The following is a 19,930-nucleotide window of genomic DNA, read 5'->3' as shown; positions in this document are numbered from 1 at the left end:
GATGGTGCTACTCCAGCGCCACGAAGCGTTGTTTTTCCTCGTCGGTAAACAGCCGCTCCATGTCCAGCACGATCAGCAGCCGCTCACCATGGTTGATTACGCCGGTGATGCATTCCTGGGCCGCATTACCCTGCACGACAGGTGGGGATGGCTGGATTTCTGCGGCAGATATCCTGATCACCTCGGCCACCGCGTCAACCACGAAACCGGTCAGGCCCGAGCCCACCTCCATTACCAGGATACGGCTGTCGCGGTCTTCCCCCCGCTCCGACAGGGCGAAGCGCCTGCGCAGCGAGATGATCGGCACCACCATGCCCCGTAGATTGATGATGCCGTCCACATAATCGGGGGTATTGGGCATTTTGGTGATGGAGGGCATGCGGATGATTTCCCGCACCGTCAGCACGTCAACGCCATATTCCTCACCACCCAGTTCGAAGCTGACCAACTGTATGATTTCGTTGGATCGTTGACCTTCTTTTTTAACAACAGGCAGATTGCTCATGATCGTCCTCTCTCTCCCTATGTCAGTCTGAAACGGCTGACGAGGCTCTGCAGATCCTGGGCCTGCCGCGCCAGCTGGGCCGCAGCGCTTGCCGTCTCATCCGCACCCTGGGCGGTCTGATGCACCACCTCGGTAATCTGCTGGATATTGCCGGTCACTTCGTTCGTTGTGGCGGTCTGCTCTTCAGCTGCCGTGGCAATCTGATTGATCTGCATGGAGACCTCGTTGATCCGGTTGAGGATCTCTTCCAGGGCCTGGCCTGACTTCTGGGAGGAAACCGCGCCCTTCTCCACTTCGTAAACCCCCTCTTCCATGGCCTTGACCGCCTCGCGGGTCTCGCCCTGGATGGCCTTGATCATCTCGCCGATCTCGCGGGTGGCCTTGGTGGTCCGCTCCGCCAGGGCGCGCACTTCGTCCGCAACCACCGCAAAGCCGCGTCCCTGCTCCCCGGCGCGGGCTGCCTCAATGGCGGCATTCAGGGCCAGCAGGTTGGTCTGATCGGCGATGTCCTCGATGGTGCCGATGATGGCGCCGATCTGTTCCGAGCGGGTGCCGAGCGCCTCGACGGTCTTGGATGTCTGGCGTACCCGGTTGGCGATGACGTTCATACCGGTGATGGTCTCCTGCACGACTGCGGCCCCGATATTGGCCGATTCGGTCGTGGACCGGGAAGCGTCGGCAGCCATGGAGCAGTTGCGGGCGATGTCGCTGGAGGTCGCGGACATCTCCTCGCTGGCGGTAGCCACGGTATTTGTCTGGGCAGCCACCTCCTCAGTGCCGGTGGCGATCTGGCTGGCAGTCGAGTGGAGCTGATTGGATGCTGAGGCAATGCCGCTGGAGATATCCGCCGTGCGGGTGATGATATCGCGCAGGCTGGCGACCATATTCTTCATGGCAGCCATCAAGTGGCCGGTTTCATCCGTTCCGGTCACCTGGACCGTGACGGACAGATCCCCTGCGGCCAGCCGGTCGGCTACTGAAACAGCCGCGTTCAATGGCCCGGTTATCGTGCGGGTGACGAGCAGGCCAAAGCCGACAGCCATGATGATGCCGATCACGCTCAGCGCAATCATGATGGCGGATGCGGTGCGGGCCTGCCTGTCGTTGCTGTCGGAGGTCTGCTTGGCTTGCGCCTGCTTCGATTCCATCAGCTTGTTCAGTACCCCCTGGTAATGCAGGGCCGCCTTTTTTGCGTCGCCATGGATCAGTGCCATAGCCTCGTCATGCTTGCCTGTCTGATCCAGCTCCCGAATCCGGTCCATGTAGCCGACATAGGCCTTGCGGGCCTCCTTGAATTCGGCGAACTGTTTGCGCCCCTCATCGGTCAGAATGGTCTTCTCGAATCGTTCGGCGCGTGCACTGATTTCGCTGCGCAGCGTGGTGATGGTGTCCCAGGCGGCTTTCACTTCAGCCGGATCATTGGTTTCAGTGGCGTCGCGCAGGTTGATGCGCACCCGCTGGAAGTCCACCGATATACCGGCAAGTTCGCCCAAGGGCAGGGTGATCTTCTCGTAGAGTTCCGTATCGGCTTCGTTGACTTGGTGAATCTTTATGACACCGACCATTCCGACGATTCCGGCAACCAAGGCTACGATGACGTAACTTATGATCAACTTCGTTCCCAGCTTCAAATTTTTCATGATGTTCTCCAAGAGCCTCTACCGGGGGAGGTGGTTTGGGTAGTGGTGACCAGGTATTTATGGCCAGACGAACCTACCAGATTGATGTGCGGGAAACTGTAAGCCCGGTCACAGTCGCACCGTACATAATGCAGGGACAGTCGCGGGGATTCAGCGGGTAGTGGTGAAGACGGAAATGGAAAACGCCCTAACCTCGCAGAGATTGGGGCGTCTTGGAAAAATGGTGTGGAGCCGTTTGTCGGAATCTATTTATAGGCATAACTATTTGTTGTTTTATATAAATTATCATATTTATTTTTTATGAAATGCCCCCATAAGTACCCCCTAAGGTAGAACCGGAACCGTGTTCCCTGACGCAGTTACAGACGGTGATGTAGAGATCGTTTTCGGCTGCTCGATTGTCACCTTGTTGTTGTCGCCGTGGAAATTGCAGTTGACTGTACTGCAGCCGGCCAGAAGAACAGAACACAGCAGAAATACCTTTTTCATGGTGCCTCCAATATTTGGGTTTTACAGCGAGCGGCCGAACTGCCGCCAAAGTCGCGCACGGCTCGATATACCCACCATGCCCTGATCTTCCACATGCCATCCTCGATGCAGATCCTCTGAAGCTCCTTGTCCGCCTGTTCTCTCCATCGCTCAGATATAAGCCCACCCCGCATGAGCTGGTAAAGCGCATCATGGACAAGACTTCCCCGCATGAAATTCTTACTGTCGATAGTGGGCCCTGAAGGACCGTCCCAGGCGTAGCCTTCATTGATGATCAGAACTCCGGTCATACTGAGAACAATGTATTCCGTCGCGATGTGCTTCGTAGGGAATACTGAGACCTGTATCGAGTAGCCTGATGCAAGCTGATACTTATACCCGTCTCGGTATTTGATCTTTTCAACCTTCATCGCATACCCTCCTTCTCTGAATGCAGGAGGTGACTTGTAACCTCCTATGGCAGTTGTAGAAATTACGATCAAAAAACACCTGTACGAACCTGCCGCACAATCCGCTCTCCGCGCCCTTCTTTCGGCCCTGGACCGTCAGGATCTCCCGACTTGCCGACCTGTCGGAACCAGAGCGACCGCTGAAGCCCATCAGCTACGGAAGCCCATGGGACGTCGCTATTCTTAAAGATGAAGCCAAGCGTGTTCTTGAACGAATAAAGTCCTTCGTTCCCATCCGGCCGGCCGGTCCCCATGTTGAAAATGAGCTGAATGAACGCCTCTTCCCTCACCTCGTTGAATTTGTACTCGTGGCCGCGAAACATGCGCTTGAATCCGGCGATTGCCGTGTCGAGATGTTCTTCCAGAAGCGGTTTCGCCGCCTCTCTAGTAATTGTCGCGCCTTCGCCTGGTGCCTTGCAGCCATAGCCATAGGTCCATTGCTTCTTGTCCCAATAGGATTTTGAGGAAAAGCCCTCATCCTGCTTCAGTGTATCTAATAGCCTGGTCTGATCCATTTCATCCCCTCCTACTGCTGCTAAAATATAAATAGCTCCGCATTTATGGATAAACTAACGGAACAACAGCCCGTCGCACCTGCCCGTTGCGGTATTTGACACGGCCTATCAAATTATTACCCACGTCATCATATGTCCACACCACAGCGTCATAAGGGTAGCTAGTCCCTGCCGGGATATCAGATTCTTGTGGAGTTGGTGTAGACGCTGAAATAAGGTAATTCCCAAACTCCATATTGGGTGAAATAGAAGAGTGATTACCAACCAGTACAGATGAGTGTAAACCCGAAGCATCGGCAAACGCAAAAGATGCGTTTATCGCGTGGTTGTGTGCGATATAATTGGTCGGGCTGACGCTAAGTTCCTCATATATGGCCGCGCCAGAGTAGACTGATCCGCGTTCGATACGGTTGCCGGTAACAGTATTACCGCTACCTACCAACACTAATTCATGCCAAACATTTGGAGTATCAGGTAATAGACCATTGTTCTCCATCATATTATCGCTAATCAAGCTGTTATCAGTGCGGTAAAACGCCATCCCGAATGTGCCGCAGTTCTTGGCACTATTCCCTACGATAGTGTTGTGTATGCCTTCGGACACCATACCGGTTCTGGCATTACCCAGCGTTTTATTGCCTGTGATCATGTGCCTGGACTCTCGGAGGGTCACTTGTGCGTATGATGAACCCAAGTCAAACCCATCAAACCATACAAATTGTGTCCGGTTATTTACAATCGACATATTATAGCAGTACACGTCTGGACCATCTGGGGTGTCCCAGTGCCCATTGTTCGCACTGAACGACCAGAGCTTGATCCCACTTTCGCCTGCATTGTTTACTAAGTTACCCTCCACCTGCCCATCGAAGTTTCGGCTGAAGGCTATGCCCGAATAACTAGGAAAGCGCACCACGTTGTTAATGGCGCGGTTAGAATTTCCCTGCTGCCCATCGATATTCCAAAACACGATAGTTCCCGCGTACCCTTTACCACCGCGTATATTACAATCCCGCACAACTGAATTAGTGGCCGACTCCAGAACTATATTCACAAAGTTTCCGGTTATTCGGCTAACGGTGATATCCGAAGCATTCCCGGTAAAATTAATTTCAGGGCCGATATTCTGGTTTTGTTGAGCAAGAGTTAAAGAACTCCAAATGTCATAATCATTTACAGTTGGTTGCCAACCAATCTCGGCGCTGGTTGTTGAGAATGTTGGCGAAGCAGTCCAGTTAGCAGGGTCGCGGATGATAAGATAGGGGGCAGTGACGTTACTAAAATCAATATTATCAATCAGGGAACCAGACCCGTTTATGATCCGCAAGGCCATAACATCGGATTTAATTCGAGATGTTACCCCTGAACCTATAACAGTAACTCGGCCTGTGTGAGTTACCGTACTGCCAAAATAGTATGTAGTGTTAGGAGGGATAACTATGGACGCGCCAGACTCAAGGGCTTTTGACATGGCTCCAGACATGTCCGTGCTGCCAGGGGTCGTGTTTGTTCCCCACCAATCTATTTTTGCCTCTTTAAGCCCTGTAACGGCCCCGCTTCCTGCAAACACTTGATAATTGCCGGGTATGTCAGGCTGAGCAGCGAAAGTAAAAATTTTCCCGCTTGCAACCGTAAGCACCCCACCCTTTGTGAACGTCCAGGGGGGGCCGTCGTTACGCTGTGTCATATTGTCGCTGATGGCATAGTTACTGGTGATCTCAACCCTCGCTGCGTTCGCGACATCTGCATCCGTGTTGAGTGCAGTAATGGTAGCTTTTGCGTATACAGCACCGGATTTTAAAGTCAGAATGATCATTATTTATCTCCTTTCTTTATGGTCTAAATGAAAACTCAATACCCACACTCCCGGCACCTGCTGGATAAAATACATATACGTCTCCCGCAGGTGTTACTCCTATATTCCCACTGCCAAGTGACGAACCATCAACAAAACCAGAAAAATAACGATTGGAAGCGGGCCGATACCCCACGGGCAAATTAAAGGCGACCGTTGCGCTGCTTGTTCCGCTGGTCGATAGCAACCCCTCGACGTGAACGATGCCGAAGTTATCTTTATAATACTGGGCTGGCTGTTCACCTCCACCAACATTCGTCCAAGAGTTCAGCAACGCTGGCGCTGTGATGGCCTCCAGTGCGGTTGCCGCCTTGGCGGCGAAAGTCGCATGATCCGCCGCTGTCAGCGCCCCCGGCACACTATCGGTCGCAATTTGTAGGGAGATCTGCTGGCCAGAGAGCGACAGACCGTTGGCAGTGCCGATTGTCACGTCTCCGGTGTTTGTGCCGGACGTATTACCAATCACTACGAGTTGGGCATCGGACACGTACCGCTTATTCGTCGAGTCGGCAATGTCGGCAGTTGTAGCATCAGCCCCGGCAGTGACTAAGCCTTTTGCATCATAAGTGATTTTAGTTTTAGTAGCCCCTGTGATAGCCACGTTTCCAGTTACCTTTCCATCAAGCGCCGCCTGCGTCGCCGTGCTGATTGGCTTGGCTGCATCTGACGTGTTATCGACGTTACCGAGTCCGACATCTGCCTTATTCACGGTAACATTGCCACTAAGCCCATGACCGTTCACAGTCGTTGTTTTCGGCACAAGCAGATTTATTGCTGACCGAGCTGCCTTTTCAGAAGGGACTTTCAAATCCGAACCTGGGGAGGATATCGTTGTCGCCACTGCCGATTTATCGAGCTTGCCGTCCTGCAGGTTGCCTGTATTGCGAAGCGCCGTGTTGAGCAGTTGATCCGCCGCCGTGTCCGCCATTGCTGAAGCCGACACAATCGACAGGGACAGAAACACCGTAAACCCTGTTATTCTCTTCATCCCGTTCACCTCCTCCCATTTCATTTTAGTTGCTCACGATCCAGGTGTTATCTGATGCGCGAGGTATGAACCGACGATAAACATTCTGACCGTCAATCGGGTACTCTGTCAGTCCCATCACGTTACCGGCTGTAGGACGGAAGATGACCAGATTTGCACTTGTGTCCGTTTTACCAATGACCATCGTCCGCGCCGTTGGATCATTCGCGGCCACTACATCAATGTAAGTGTCACCAGCAAAAGCAGACTGATGGACGACCACATCCCCCGATTCTCCGGCTGGAGGCGTGACGATCACCGTTGTCACTCTTGCGAACAGTGTCGCAATGTCCCCCTCTGTAGCTGTGACCCGATCTTCGAGATCTGTCGCCCTGCCCCGCAGGTCAGCGGCTATTTCCTCAAAGCCAACAATTCGCCGCAACTGATCCTGATTCATCATCGCGAGCCGATCGAACACGTTCTCGTGGACCGAAGGGATGAAGTTATTCCCCTGGTTCCTGATCGATACCCGCTGAACCGGCTCAGTGTTGCGCTCGACAAGGAGATCCGCGCCCACTTCCAGGGCAGAGATCAGGGTGAGGGTTCCGCCGACATAGCCCCCGGCGCCGGTCAGAGAGTAATCATCACCCTCGACAAGTAGGGTTTTCTCCTCAAGAGAGGGGTGATCCTCGTCCGGTTCTGCGATGAGATAGACTTGAATGTCTGCGTTCGCCAGGAAGCGCCAGGTCCAGGTGAAAGGACCGGTCCCCCCTGAGCCGTGAAACCGTTTGAAATTATCCGTGACCATGACTGTCATCGCTTATGCCCCTCCTTTTTGTGTCCGAAGGCGAGCCCTTTCAGGACGTCCCCGAGGTCTTCAGCCCGGACATCGCCTTCAGTGAGATCCCAAATGTACTTTGTCGTTGTTCTTGGTTGCCCCGTGGGGAGCCCGAAGGCGTATCCCAAAAGGTCGAAGTTCTGGAAGATGAGGTCGTCGAGATCTTTCCTGTTTTCAGCGACCGCCTCGACTTGCGCCGGGAGCTTCGCCGTCATCTCCAGAAGACGACTCATCGGTGTCAGACTATACGGCCGGCCCGATTCGAAACTGTTTCCGATGTCTCTCACGATCGGAACCGTCAGGGACGGGTAAACCAGAATCTTCCGCAGCGCCCAAAGAGCCTTGTCTTCGTCATCGTCAGGACCGCGTCCGGCGAGCAGATCGCCCATAATCGCCGGGACCATGACCATGACGAAGCTCTTCCATGCGACATCCATAAAGCCGATCTCTCCGATTGACTTGAGCCGCCCCATGTTGCGGAGCCGGTTGTAAAGCACGGAGAAATAACTGTAGAACATTGTGAAGAGCTTCATCATCTCGTTTGACCGCTGAACGGCAGCGAGGTCCTTCGCTCCGCCGGAGCCCTGCGAGAGCCTGACCGCCCGGTCTGCCGCCGCGATCGAGTCGCCTTCGGAGAGCCCCTCCGCCTTCGCTTGTTCATAGGCTCCCATCCAGGTAGGGACCGAGACCATCGCGTCAAAGAGCGCTACCCCGGCGAATGCCTTCGCTTGAATCCATTGCTTCGCACCGTGCTTGCCCATGAGCTTCCGGACCCCGTCGCGGATGTCACGGTCGAGAGAGTTCCGGCGGTGCTTCATCTCCCCCGACTTCTCCGCCACCCATGCCGCCGATTCAAAGGGATGTCGTGTGAAGCGGAGAAGAGCCGTACCGAGATACTTCCCCTTGACCATGTCGAGCGACTGAGAGAGGCCGGCGAGCTGAGAGAACATGGTTGTCATCCTGAAGCCCATCCCGACGATGGTCGCATTCGTCCGTAGTGTACCCATGAAACGCGTCCAGAACTCATTCCCGGTCCGGTCGATGTTCCTATCGTTTGCCACGTTCGCGAGCCACTGTTTCAGCATCTTGTAATAGGGAGCGCCTATCGTAGCATTAAGCGTACTCCTCATGTCTCTGTTCGCGAGTAGGCGATTCGCCGCGACGACCGCCTCCCGGTGCGTCAGGTCATGGATGACTTGCGCCATGTGCTGAGGGAGGACTTCCAGAGAGAGCAGAATCGGGAAAGCCGCCTCCTCTATCCTTGCCTTCGTGTGGCCCTTCTCCGTGGTTGCCCGGACATAGGTGTTCTCGAAGAGCCGGTCACCTTTCGCGTCGGTCTGCTTTTCTCCTGCAGCCGAATGGAGCGAGTCGTACACAACCGGATAGTAGCCGCCGCGCCAGGAACCAAACTCGTTGGTCACTTCCCGCGGGAGAACCTTGTCAGGCGCGACACCCGTCATCCGCTTTTCCATTGCCGCGATCTCCGGCCAAAGCTCCTCAATCGTGTCCCATATCCGCTGCACGAAGTCCCAGTCGTGCGCGTCGAGATGAGAGAGAATCTCGTCAAGCTGGTAATCGGTCCAGCCGTATCCGGTCATCAGTTTCTTCTGGTTCGATTCGTTACCCGTGTTCAGAGCGACGGCAATCACTGCCTGTCTGGTGAGGGACTCATTCAGGGAGGAGATGAAGACCTTCTCCATCAGACCCGCTTTCTTCTCTTTTCCGTATGCTTCAACCAGGTCTGCGAGCTTCGCTGTATATTTCAGCGTCATGTTGTGCTCGTTGGACTCTGCCTTCGCTATTGGCTGGAAGATCATCCGCGACCAGGGGCCATCTATCTTTCCGCCGTCCATCCATTCGATCAACTGCTCCGTTTTGATGAGCGAGGCGTCGAGGCGGGAGAGCTTCTCCCCCTGCTTCTCGATCCAGGACAGCGTTTCCTTGTCAATCGGGAGCTTCTTCACATCGAAGTTTTGGGTGACCGAAGCTGTCAATTCATTGAGCGCCTCCTCAAGCTCAAACTCCTCATTGTCGATTCTTATCCGGTTGACCTCTTTGGAGAGATGCTCGATATTCTTCAGGGCATCCCTGATCGCCCGAAGCTCGTCGATCGTCAGCTCCTTGTAATTGCGCTTGCTCGACTCATTGAGAAGCTCATCGGGAATGGAAGGCTCAAGCCCCATTTCCTCTTGTTCCTGAGCCCACTCCAGCAGAGAGCGCCGCTTCGTCAGCGTTTCCAGCGTTACCCGCTTAAACTCGTACCGCTCCAGTATTGCGTTGATCTGTTCGAGGTAATCCCCGCCAGCCTTGCCGATCCTCTGTTGAGTCGCCGGCTTTTCAAGGCGCTTCGCATAATCGTAGATCTTGTCGGCGTCCTCTTTTGCCTTGACTGCCTCCATATAGAGGTAATGGTTGAGTAGCTGTTTCTGTTTTTCTTCCCCTGCCTTCTCGAATTTTCCCTTTGACGCTGCCTCAAAAGCCGCTTTTCCTGCTTTTTGCTCTGCCCGAGCATAGACACCTGGAGTAATGTCCTTGAGAGCCTTCGCGCCGATTGCCTGAGCCGCCCACATCTTGAAGGCTTCAAGCGGAGGGATACCCGCCTCCATCTCAAGACGAGCCCGGCGAGCGCCCTCCCGATTGGTGCGGATCTCCTCCCGAATCTTCCGCAGTTCTTCAGCCGCCGCACCCCGTTCTATCTCAAGAGCGAGTTTCTTTTCGGCATCCAGCCACCGCCGTTCATATTCCCTTTCCGTCTTCTCCCGCTTGAGCGCCTCCGCCGCCTGGTCTTTCTCGGCCTTGACGAAGGGGGCAACCTCTCTCTGCTTGCGCCTGAGCGCCCGCAATTCAGCCCGGAGGACTTGCCCTTGATAGTCGGAATGGACAGCCTTCAGCGCCTCGTCAGCGACCGTGCCGTCATTCAGCATGTCGCCGTATTTCTGCCGCATCCTGACGTCGGTCTCCGCCTCGACGAACTTCTTCATCGGCGGAGTGTTCGCCATCTTGCGGATCATTTCGTCGCCAGAGGAGAAGCCGAAGACTTCAGCCACTGCGTCAGGATGGAGACCCCCCTCTTTTGCATAGAGGTAACGGAAGGAGCGGGGAAGCTTCTTGACGAACTCCTTCCCGTACATGCGGACGAGATCGTCCTTCGAGAGCTTAAAACCTTCCGGCGCTGCGTTGCCTTCAAAGTCCGTCCCATCGGTCAGAGCCTTGAAAGCCTGATAAACCGGCTCTTGCTGCGCTTCTGCCTGGACTTCGGTCAGCAACTTTGCCCGTTCCTCTTTCCACCACGCCTCTTGCTCCCTGGTGATCTCCTTCATAAGCTTCTGCTGAAGCTGCGTTTCCGCCTCTGTGTGGGCCCGTTCGATCTCCGCCCGGTAAGCCTTGAACTCCCGCTCCGTCATGCCGGCCGCTTCCGCATCGGCAAAGAGTGGATGGAAGGATTGCAGATCTTCCGCCCGTTTGATCTCCTCATCCGTGGCGAGCATCCGGTCTAGCACACGTCTGACCTCGTCGGTCAGCTCGACATCAAGACCCTTGATCGAGCGGTAGATCCTGAACAGCCACGCCTTGAAGCGCTGGAAAGCCGGTTGCAGCTCAACCGATGGGGCTTTCCCTTCCATGAGGTATGCTTCGACAGCGCGAGCAAATTTCTCGTGAGCTTCGACAGGTATCGTAGACGTATCAGGCGCAAAGCCACCCCAGGAGGCGAGAGTCTCCCAATCCTGCCGGAGTTGTTCAGGCGCCTCTTTGATCGTTGCGTCCTGCTTCATTTCCTCAAGCCAAGCGTGGCCGGATTCATGGAGGAAGGTCGAGAGATCTGCCTTCTCCAGCAGGGCAATATTGCGGAACCCAGGCACGAAGGTGATCGAGCCTCGCTTTACTTCGAGGTAGGTCTGATCGTCAGACTGATCGAACGACTGACCCTGAATCGCCTTCCGAATCTCTTCGTTCGTCATCATCGAGACGTCCAGGTCGAGGGAGCTGAGGAACTGCTGAAGCTGCTCCAGATCCATTTTCAGCCCTACGGCCTTCTCGTTCTGGTTCGCCGCAGAATATACCGACTTGCCCCGTGCCTCCTTATCAACCGCATCGATGAAGTCTCTGGTCGTCGCACCTTCCGGCAGATAGCCAGCTTTGATCGCAGAATCCCGAGCCTCATCCAGAGCGAGACCGTTTTCCTGAACCATCTTCCGCTGAAACGGTTTGATGCCTTCATCGACGCCTATTGAAGCGAGTTCCCCGCCTGAGTCCTGAACGCCTCTCATTCTCAGGAAGTCCCCGAGAGATTCACCGAACGCCTGAGATTCAGTTGGAACATCGTTCGCCCTGATCCGGTCGAGGAATGGATCGATCGAAGTATCGACGAAATCTCGCCGTGTCATGAACTCCGGCATCGGGCGGCGAACTCTGAGCGGATTCTCTTCGTACAGCGCCCAGGCATCTTTCCCGAGGCGCTCTGCCCTGGTCCTGTACCGTGACTGCCAGAGCATAGCCTCACGCTCCGCCGTGCCACGGACGCGCCCGACACCCATCAATTCCCCGAGAACAGCGTCATAAACCTTCTGATCACCGGGGACGTTCTTCCCCTCAGTCTCCAGATCCTTGAAGATCGCATCGAATTCCTCCGGCATCTTCCCCGACCATTCCTCAAGCTCTCTTTGAGTCATGTCGCCAGGATGAAGGCGGACGTCCTTCGCAAGCTCCTGGTGATATTCCGAAGGGGCGATGATCGTCGTGTAAACCTCCAGGGGAATGACCACGTCTCCGCCAGTAGCAATAGCCTCCATGTATGCCGCACGGTCCCCGGTCAATTCCTGGGCCATTTCCACCGGGCTTTTGCCCTGCTCTTGGAAGAAGGTGGAGAAACGGTCCGCCGGAATATATACGTTATCGACCCCGCCCTCCGCCTTCGCCTGCTGCATGAACTCCTGAAACTTTTCGGGAAGCCGCTCTCTCAGCTTTGAAGAGGACGCCATCTCCCCGAGCGATGTCATCAGCTTACTGGTTGCATTGGTACGAGCAGCGGCCGTAGCCAGGGAGCCGGCCGTTTCGTCTGCCTGGATCTGTTTATCGCTTCTACTGCCGACCTTGTGGACCCCCGCAGCCGTGCCGCCGAGGATTGCGCCCTGGACGATGGTCGTGAAGAAGGTATCAATCTGGTCTTGAGCATGTTCCGACGAGAAGAAGTAATCGATTGCCGCCTGTTTCCGCTTCTCCGGATCTGCCTCCTCGAACACCTTCCCAGTCGTGTTCTGGACAGCCGTCGCGATGTGCTCTCCCGGCACTTCTGCCAGGTAATAATGAGCGAGCTTGGTCGTCAACTTCCCCGGCTTGAAGAACTTAGCCAGCGCCATGAAGGGGAGCAGTTCGGTTGCTACCTCCGTTGCCCCCTGAATCGCCGCGCTGTCGGTGGCGTCCTGCCGTGTGATTCCCTTGTCCCGTGCCTCTCCGTAAGCCTGACCGCCCGTCAGGAGCCCCATCGTCCCCAAGGCAGTAACTGGAGCTGCCGGACCAGATACAGCACCCAAGGCAAGCCCCGGAGCCATGAAGCCGATACTCTCCAGAGCGCTGGATACGATCTTCCCGGCGTAGGATTTGAGAGGCTTCTCCGCGTCTATCGTTTCGGAGATCATCTTCCCCTCTTGATAGCGCTCCGTCCCCTTGCGGATAAGCTCAGGATCATCGGCATAAATCGAGAAACCGTTTTCGTTCGGAACCGCTTCGCCCATAAACCTCTGAAGCCCCCCGAGGCCCTTCTGAAGTCCGGCGCCGATCCTTGCCCCGTAGGTTGTAGCAATGGCAGGGACATCGTTTCTCAGGAAATTACCCGCGGATGTCAGAAGCCTCTCAGTCAGGGATAGGTTGTCAACGTCATCGTGAGCGAGCTTCGCATTATCAGGAGAGGAGAGGAAGTTTGTAGACGCTGTCGGAAGATCGTCGCGCCCCTGGACTGCAGCCAGCCGACGCGCTTCGGCGCCCCGATCTGCTCTTAATGCCTCGACCGGAATTTTTACCTTCTGAGACAGCTTGTGGAGCCCTGCCTCCTCATCTGGGTTCGTGTCAACGGAGGAATATAGCGAACCCTTGAGTTGCGGGTTCGTTCTTCTGGCAGCACTCTTGATGATGTCGTCATAGACGGAGAAGAGATCGTCGGCCATTATTTTTTACCTCCTGAGAGAGCCTGTTTTTCGAGGTAGACTCTCCGGATCTGTTCTTCAGATATTGGGACGGTGTGTGATATTCCCAATTGATTGGCCCTAATTGCACGAATGATTTCAATCCGGTCAATCGAAGGAACCCGAACTCTGGAAATATCAACTTCAAATGTCCGAACTGTCTTGTCGATCGGCCAGAAGTTGACGTCCTGAGAAACCTCCGCCAGCAGCCCCCGCGCCATTGTCTTGACTTCATCTTGTTTCGGTCGGCGCTGGTTCTCCAACTCGAAAACCTTCATCCGGTTATTGAGAGCATCATAAAATTTCATGTACCTCTCTGACTTCCCTTCGCTCTTCGGATCGTCACGGATACCTACCGAATGAAGAACGCCGTCAACCGCCGCCTTGTTGCTCAGGAGCAGCGCCTCGTGTTCTCCCTTGCCCTGCCTGATTGCGAGCTGATCGGTCGTGAGATCCTGATACTGGCTCTTTGAGATCTTCCCTTGCGCGAGTAGCGCGTCGAGATTGGTACTTCGCAGCGTCGCCGGATTGGTCTTCAGCAGTCCCCAGGTCGTCAGATTGTCAACTGTGGCCTTCGTGTCCCGCCGGTCCTGCTCCGCCCGAGTCCGGTCCGTCGCGTGTTCCTGAGCCGAGCGGATCTCGTCCGCGATCTTCCCTACCTTCTCCGGATTAACCTTTGCCAGATTTGCCCATACGTCACCTGGGATGTCGCTCAGCTTCGGAACCCGCCCATCGAGTTTCGCCCTCGCGATGTAGGAATAGACCGCTTCCTCTGCGTCGTTCTTAACCTTCTTCGTCGCCGTCTCACGATCTTCGTACAGGCGCCGGACCTCTGCCTCCGCCTCCTGAAGCCACGGCTTCCCCTTGTACCTCTCCCGAATTGCAGAGACGAGATCCGCACGTGACGCAGTCGGGTTTGTCTGGAAGATATCATCGGCCGCCGCGTTGACTTCAACCTCCTTAACGAGCGGCTTCAAGGCGTGCTCGATCTTGACGGCATCCGTGGGGATGATGTTGTCCCGGTTCACGTCGAAATATTCCTGAGCCTTGACAGGATTGTCTACCGACATCCGTTCAATTACGCCCTTGTGAACCATCGACTCCCAGGAGGCTACTTTCGCCTTGACGACTTCAGGAGGGAGGCCCTTGTTGTCAGTATCGGACATGATGACGGCCAGCCCGAACTTGCGCTCCTGTTCGATCCTCTCGGGATCTTGGTAATTGCGGACAACGTTCTCAAGTGTTGATTGCAGACTCGCCTTATTCGCTTCATCGGCATAGGTCTTGATCTCGCTGAAAACGTGCCGCTGTATCTGCTTATCGACCTCGACGCGGCGCTGTCCCGCCAGAAGCTTGAAGGTGGATTTTTGTTCAGGAGTAGCAAGCCCCCCCTCTATTTCTGCTGTCTTCTCATCAAACGACTTGAGTGTCGGCTCCTCCAAAGAGAAAGCGTCTTTCCCGCGCTTCGCCAACGCCCCCGTTTGAGGATGATAAAGGAGATCAACTTCCGCCTGGTCGAGCGCTGTGCGTGCTTGAATCGTTGCCGTGCGGTCAGCCTTTGCCCGTTCTTCCGAGGCGACTGCGAACATGGTTTTGCTCGATTGCTGGAGCCCTTGTCCGATGCCCGCCCCGAACGCTTCCGGCCCGAGACCCTGAGCGCGGGGAGTGTTGAAGCCTTGGGTCGGCTCAATGCGTCCGCTGTCATACCGCGGAACTTCCGGAGTGGTAATTATTGCAGCCCCTTGAATAAACCTTTTCATCGCTCCCCCTTACGCCGCTGCTTTCATGCCGGCGCGATAACCGAAATAAGCATTTGAAGCGCCGCCGAGGAACGTTCCCCCTGCGTTGAGCAGACCGGCCGAAGCTGCCGATCTCCCCTGATACTCGTCAAGCGAGGACTGGGCCTTATACCCCCACGCCTCCCGAGTGGCATTATTCACGGATCTCAGCGCGTCAAGCTCCCCGAGTCCGGCTGTCTCAGTCAGAAGAGCGAGAGGAGTCCCGGTATCGATTGCGACGCCTGACATCGCCATGCTTTCAGCCTGGGCCCCGGCGACCCTCTTTGCTTTTTCCCGCTTTGCCGATGCCTCAATCGCCCCGCGCTGGAGGGCGTCTTGGGCCTTCAGTTTGCTCATTTCAGCGTTGTAGTCAGCCGCTTCCTTCTGGTTTTCTCCAGACGCATACATCGAGTATGCGGAGACTCCCGCTCCTGCCACCGCCGAGACTGCCGCGATCGTCATAAGAGTTGCTGTTTCAAGCCCCATCGTCCACCTCCACGCTGATTACCTTGTAATTCTTCTGCTTCCACTTGAAGTCCGCGACCTTGAAGTCCTTTTCCAGAGAGAGCAGGAGGAACTTGATCCATTTCTTGATGTCGTCGGTATCGGGCCGAATGGCGGTGAAGGTCTTAATCCCCCAGGAGCGGAGCATCGTCATGAACTCTGGCCGGTCGCGACGCATGATCCTGATCGCCTCCCGGTTGTTGCCAGTAGCGTAGAGATGCAACTGAACGAAGTCCTTCCCGTCGATGAATTGGATATGGAGGTGTATCTCCGCGCCTGCACCTTCCGCCACGAAATAGCGATTGTCAAAGCCCCGGCCGCTGACCGGGAAGTTCCACTCTTCCCGAGCGATCTCTCTCATGTCGTTCTCCTAAGCTCGAAACGGTGAAAGAGTTGACGACGCGCTCCCCACGGAAGCGGAGCATCGATAGTGAAGCCAAGCCATGTGAGCCACTGAATAGCCCGATTGTTATCGACTGAGACGTAATTTGCCAGGACCGGCCGGATGTCGAGCATCCGCTCAACCTGCTTGCGGCAGCGGCGAAGAAATATCACCGCATACCGTTCTAGATCTGCCGTCCCGATCATCCACGGACGCCCTTCGCCCATCTCTCCGTCACAGACGCCGAACATGCAGACGGGAACGCCGTCAACGGTCCCCGTCCAGGCAGCGAGAGACGTTCTCAGCGAGATCCGAAGCGCTGACTCCGGCTCCCAGGCAAGCGCCCTTATCTCCGCAACGTCCGCCGGCCGCATGTTCGCAGCGATGCAACGGACGTGTTCGGGCAAGGCCGGAATAATTACCGGAATATTTTTTGGAATATTATGCTCCACCGATGACAACCTCCGGGATTGCTGCGAGTATCGTCGCGGGAAGCGGGTTCGACTGCCTGACGAGCACCCGTCCCCCGTCCGACCAATCCGAGATGATATTCGCCTTGACCGGCCCCGTCTCCGTAGCAACCGGCTGATCGTACCCCCCGGACATAAGCGGATTCAGTTCCAGCAGGTTGTTTGCATCCGGTCCCGCCTGGAGCCCCCTGGTGTCTCTCACCAGCAGCGTGACACTGCGAACCGATTTGACCTTGTCTTGTATCGACTGACCCTGAACGTTGATGTCGAGCGTCTCGACGTCCGCCTCAATCGGGAGCCCCGCATGAACGACGACCGCCGGATTCTCAAGCACGAACCCGACGCCCCCTGTCACTGCTCCAACGACGGCCCGATCCTCAACGTTCCCGTCCGCCAGGATCGCGACTGTCTTTCCCTGGAGGTGATCGAGGCCGGAGAAGGTATTCCGTGCCACCTGAAAGCCGGTTGTCGCAGTATCGCGGAACTCAGCCGGGACGGTACGGTCAGCAAGCACAGTCACCTCTCGGGCGGAGACGTATTCGAGTATCGTCAGCCGGAGCGCCTGTCCGACAGCGTCCGGATTCACCAGCAATGTTTCCTCGTCTGGTGTCTCATGTAGGACTATTGCATCCCCCACGTCAGAAACCCCGGCGAAGAAGTCGGTTGTCGTCTCAAAGGTCAAGGTTTCCTCGTAGCTCCACTCATCTCCACCCGAGAGGGTGAAGGCGACGCCGGCTCCTGCTTCGCGCCCGTCATAGGTGAGACCGCAATCTACGAAGAAGGCATCCTCGATAGATTCGAATGATCTTGAGGCGAACCGCTCGATATACCGCTTCGACACGCCGTTTATGATCCGCCGCACGATGACATAGATCGCGTCTTCCTGTCCTTCGGAGACACAACAGATCGATTCGACCGCCCCGTCCGTGTCGTGACGATGCCAGCCGACGACATCCTGATCCGGGAGGTAGGTCAACCCAAGGAGCCCGCCGTCACTGAGAACAATCCAGACGCAACGGAAAGGCACCTTTTGATAGGCCCAATCGACAATCTGCTTTCCTTCCAGAAGGTGAGAGCCAGTCAGCGTGAGATCCTTCCCCTCGTATGAGTCGGAGTTGAACTCGTACCCGAGTGAGCGAATCGCGCCCCCCTTCTCCTCGACGTAGATCGCGGACTTCCCGATCTTCAGCGGACGGACATGCGAGGAGCCCCCCTGTTCTTGAGGATCGGTCGCAGGGATAGGCGAACCCTGCTCCTTGTTGATGACCCAAGCACCTTCGGAGGTAAGCGCGATCAAGCTCTTCAGTCTAATGAAGTGGCGGATCTCGTGCATCTTGTCGGCCACCAACCTGAAACTGATCGCGTCGTCATCGAGCAGCGGGATCGATTGACCGAAATCGGTGAATCCAGCCGACTGTGACATCCATGAGGTTTGCGGTTGCCTGGTTGTCGCCCCGAACATCTGCCGCTGCTGGTAATAGATATTTGTGGCTGGATAGCCTTGATCACCGCCCCAGGCTTCCAGCGCCCATTTATAAGAGTCCTGGCCGGTAACTGTTTTGGCAGCTACTCCGCCCGAGACATACGCGCCCGTACCGTAGACGCCGACAAACTGAAAGGAGTTGGTGTTCAATACAATGATCTGTGCTGTCGTGTTCAATTCGGCTATGCCGACGAGCCCCGTGATTGTGACCGTGTCGCCCGTCGAGAAGCCGTGAGCGGGACAGGTAATTACTGCATCAACAGCCGGAGTGTCAGGCCCCCCCTCAGATCCCGGAATCGGAGCGCTCCCGGTAGTGGCGCCGGTTATGTTCCGGGACGATGTTCCCGTCATGACAGATTCAGGGAGCCGTTTTAGCACGGTCCCCGTCATGATCTTGTCAGTCGTGAAGCCGGTCAGGAGGATGATCCCGAAGCCGGAATGGAGATACTGCCAGGAGACGCCCGGATCGCCGTCATATGCCGCCCCGTCAGTGTGGTCAGGCCGCACGGTCCCGGTCGTGCCGGTCGTCAAGGCCTGGTAGTAGTGGGAGCCGGCTCGCTTGACGTCGTTGACCATGACATCCTTACTTACCTCCCATTTCTTTATCTGCACTTCCGGAGACTGCTCGATGTAAAACATCTGCCCGACCATCGCGGAGTTGAAGATCGACTCAGCAGCGGTAATGGTCACGTTCCCGGTCACGGCGTTTACCCTGACGGTTTTCGAAAGGGTGATGTTGATGTCCTGAAACGGTCCATCGACGTTGTTGAATGAACTGAACGCCCACAGGTGATGTGCGGTACGCGATAACTGTTGAATGGGATAGGAGGGATGACAGAGCGTCATTACGTCAACTGACTGCGAGTATTTGAGGAAGAAAAGCTCCGTACTCGGCCAAATGGTAGTTACCTCGACCGGATCTCCTTCAGAGGGACCACTCGGCCAGAGAACAAGACCGCCGTCCTTGATGATCCGCTCCTTCAGATGACCAAATTCCAGCGCATAGGATTGACTTGATGAGAACTCGAACGGTATCAGTCGCGACGCCTTTGTCGAGTCGAGCACTTCGGCGATGAACCGAGTCCCCGCTCGATTGATGACGCCACCGAACGGCATGACAACAAAGTTCCGGCAGGTTTTAAGCGCCGTGTAATATCGAGCCAGGTCTACCCGACCATATAGCGTTGGAGTCAACTCTCCCGTGGTGAAACTCGGTTGCGCTACTGCAGTCATTGAATCCCTCCCGGTTTAAAGTCGCGCCAGGACAAACTCCGATTCAGGGGGAGGATCGCTCCTCTCCTCGTTCAGAGCCTTTGCAATAGCCTCGCTTATTTCCTTCTCATACATAGCCAAGGCGTTGCGTGAGTGATCGAGCGTCTTCGCCAGGGGGAGCGCCACTTCTGCAGCCAGAGCCCAAGCTAAGGCCGAGGAAAACTTCGCGTCGAACTGGCGCGGGTTCTTGACGCGAGCCGTGTACTCGATGACCGCAAGGTCTGTATCCGTGCAAATGGTCTGAGCGTTGTTCTCGTCGAGCCCGATTTCATACTTGATTGGGTTTTCCTGGAGAGCGAGCCTGAAACCTTCGGCATCCCTGCCGCCCGAAATCGGAGGATAAAGGAAACGAATAGCGACGCAGTCGTTCGGATACTCATATCGGTAAAGCCAGCGGAAGGGAGCTTCTCCGGTCTTCTGAAGCGCGATGATCTTCCGGGCAAACGGCCAGTGAGCAGCCGCAAGGACAGCGTCCCGGACATCCTCAAAGACGGCGTTCAGCTCGATCGCTTCCTTCGTCCGGACGTCAAGAGAGGGAATCTTCGTTGTGACTCCGATTCGGGAGAGCGCCCTGTTACAGATTGCAACTTCGTCATTTGCCATG

14 protein-coding genes are annotated in these 19,930 nt (G+C 55.7%); all 14 read right to left on the bottom strand.

Going from position 1 to position 19,930, the window contains the following annotated elements; genetic code table 11:
* Nucleotides 1-7: 7 nt before the first annotated feature.
* Entirely contained in the window at nt 8-505 is a 498-nt protein-coding gene (locus GSVR_RS15400; protein ID WP_173200784.1) for a chemotaxis protein CheW, read from the bottom strand.
* Nucleotides 506-522: 17 nt separating this feature from the next.
* The gene (locus GSVR_RS15395; RefSeq protein WP_173200786.1) at nt 523-2,145 is read right to left on the bottom strand and encodes a methyl-accepting chemotaxis protein; all 1,623 of its coding nucleotides are present in this window, start codon (nt 2,143-2,145) and stop codon (nt 523-525) included.
* Between the two features lie 485 nt (nt 2,146-2,630).
* Nucleotides 2,631-3,044 (bottom strand): hypothetical protein, encoded by a 414-nt coding sequence (locus tag GSVR_RS15390; RefSeq protein ID WP_173200788.1) that lies wholly within the window; start codon nt 3,042-3,044, stop codon nt 2,631-2,633.
* Between the two features lie 68 nt (nt 3,045-3,112).
* A complete protein-coding gene (locus GSVR_RS15385) occupies nt 3,113-3,598 on the bottom strand; it encodes a hypothetical protein (RefSeq protein ID WP_173200790.1) in 486 nt (161 codons plus the stop codon).
* 43 nt (nt 3,599-3,641) lie between these two features.
* Nucleotides 3,642-5,414, bottom strand: a complete 1,773-nt coding sequence (locus tag GSVR_RS15380) for a tail spike protein (protein WP_173200792.1) — start codon at nt 5,412-5,414, stop codon at nt 3,642-3,644.
* A 16-nt stretch (nt 5,415-5,430) separates the two neighbouring features.
* Nucleotides 5,431-6,441, bottom strand: coding sequence for a hypothetical protein (locus GSVR_RS15375; RefSeq protein WP_173200664.1), 1,011 nt, complete (start codon nt 6,439-6,441; stop codon nt 5,431-5,433).
* Between the two features lie 25 nt (nt 6,442-6,466).
* Complete coding sequence (locus tag GSVR_RS15370) at nt 6,467-7,237, bottom strand: hypothetical protein (RefSeq protein WP_173200794.1); 771 nt, start codon at nt 7,235-7,237, stop codon at nt 6,467-6,469.
* A complete protein-coding gene (locus GSVR_RS15365; protein WP_173200796.1) occupies nt 7,234-13,419 on the bottom strand; it encodes a hypothetical protein in 6,186 nt (2,061 codons plus the stop codon). Before GSVR_RS15365 ends, GSVR_RS15370 begins: the two co-directional genes overlap by 4 nt.
* On the bottom strand, nt 13,419-15,197 hold the full coding sequence (locus tag GSVR_RS15360) for a hypothetical protein (protein WP_173200797.1): 1,779 nt from the start codon (nt 15,195-15,197) through the stop codon (nt 13,419-13,421). The genes GSVR_RS15365 and GSVR_RS15360 overlap by 1 nt, the downstream gene beginning before the upstream one ends.
* Before the next feature lie 9 nt (nt 15,198-15,206).
* Nucleotides 15,207-15,701 carry a hypothetical protein gene (locus GSVR_RS15355; RefSeq protein ID WP_173200799.1) on the bottom strand — a complete coding sequence of 165 codons (495 nt, stop codon included), beginning with the start codon at nt 15,699-15,701 and terminating at the stop codon, nt 15,207-15,209.
* A complete protein-coding gene (locus GSVR_RS15350) occupies nt 15,691-16,080 on the bottom strand; it encodes a hypothetical protein (protein ID WP_173200801.1) in 390 nt (129 codons plus the stop codon). The genes GSVR_RS15355 and GSVR_RS15350 overlap by 11 nt, the downstream gene beginning before the upstream one ends.
* Nucleotides 16,077-16,553, bottom strand: coding sequence for a hypothetical protein (locus GSVR_RS15345; protein ID WP_173200803.1), 477 nt, complete (start codon nt 16,551-16,553; stop codon nt 16,077-16,079). Before GSVR_RS15345 ends, GSVR_RS15350 begins: the two co-directional genes overlap by 4 nt.
* Nucleotides 16,543-19,287, bottom strand: coding sequence for a ubiquitin-activating E1 FCCH domain-containing protein (locus GSVR_RS15340; protein ID WP_173200805.1), 2,745 nt, complete (start codon nt 19,285-19,287; stop codon nt 16,543-16,545). The genes GSVR_RS15345 and GSVR_RS15340 overlap by 11 nt, the downstream gene beginning before the upstream one ends.
* 15 nt (nt 19,288-19,302) lie before the next feature.
* Nucleotides 19,303-19,929 (bottom strand): hypothetical protein, encoded by a 627-nt coding sequence (locus tag GSVR_RS15335; protein WP_173200807.1) that lies wholly within the window; start codon nt 19,927-19,929, stop codon nt 19,303-19,305.
* Nucleotide 19,930 lies beyond the last annotated feature (1 nt).

Origin of the sequence: Geobacter sp. SVR (assembly GCF_016865365.1) — a bacterium.
Classification (GTDB): domain Bacteria; phylum Desulfobacterota; class Desulfuromonadia; order Geobacterales; family Pseudopelobacteraceae; genus Pelotalea.
The sequence above is the reverse complement of the archived record's forward strand: the minus strand, read 5'-3'. Positions and strand labels throughout refer to the sequence as shown.

Coding starts and splice junctions, on each gene's coding strand:
- GSVR_RS15365 (WP_173200796.1), bottom strand. CDS start 13,419: ATGGCCGACGATCTCTTCTCCGTCTATGACGACATCATCAAGAGTGCT.
- GSVR_RS15350 (WP_173200801.1), bottom strand. CDS start 16,080: ATGAGAGAGATCGCTCGGGAAGAGTGGAACTTCCCGGTCAGCGGCCGG.
- GSVR_RS15395 (WP_173200786.1), bottom strand. CDS start 2,145: ATGAAAAATTTGAAGCTGGGAACGAAGTTGATCATAAGTTACGTCATC.
- GSVR_RS15400 (WP_173200784.1), bottom strand. CDS start 505: ATGAGCAATCTGCCTGTTGTTAAAAAAGAAGGTCAACGATCCAACGAA.
- GSVR_RS15340 (WP_173200805.1), bottom strand. CDS start 19,287: ATGACTGCAGTAGCGCAACCGAGTTTCACCACGGGAGAGTTGACTCCA.
- GSVR_RS15335 (WP_173200807.1), bottom strand. CDS start 19,929: ATGGCAAATGACGAAGTTGCAATCTGTAACAGGGCGCTCTCCCGAATC.
- GSVR_RS15370 (WP_173200794.1), bottom strand. CDS start 7,237: ATGACAGTCATGGTCACGGATAATTTCAAACGGTTTCACGGCTCAGGG.
- GSVR_RS15360 (WP_173200797.1), bottom strand. CDS start 15,197: ATGAAAAGGTTTATTCAAGGGGCTGCAATAATTACCACTCCGGAAGTT.
- GSVR_RS15375 (WP_173200664.1), bottom strand. CDS start 6,441: ATGAAGAGAATAACAGGGTTTACGGTGTTTCTGTCCCTGTCGATTGTG.
- GSVR_RS15390 (WP_173200788.1), bottom strand. CDS start 3,044: ATGAAGGTTGAAAAGATCAAATACCGAGACGGGTATAAGTATCAGCTT.
- GSVR_RS15355 (WP_173200799.1), bottom strand. CDS start 15,701: ATGGGGCTTGAAACAGCAACTCTTATGACGATCGCGGCAGTCTCGGCG.
- GSVR_RS15380 (WP_173200792.1), bottom strand. CDS start 5,414: ATGATCATTCTGACTTTAAAATCCGGTGCTGTATACGCAAAAGCTACC.
- GSVR_RS15385 (WP_173200790.1), bottom strand. CDS start 3,598: ATGGATCAGACCAGGCTATTAGATACACTGAAGCAGGATGAGGGCTTT.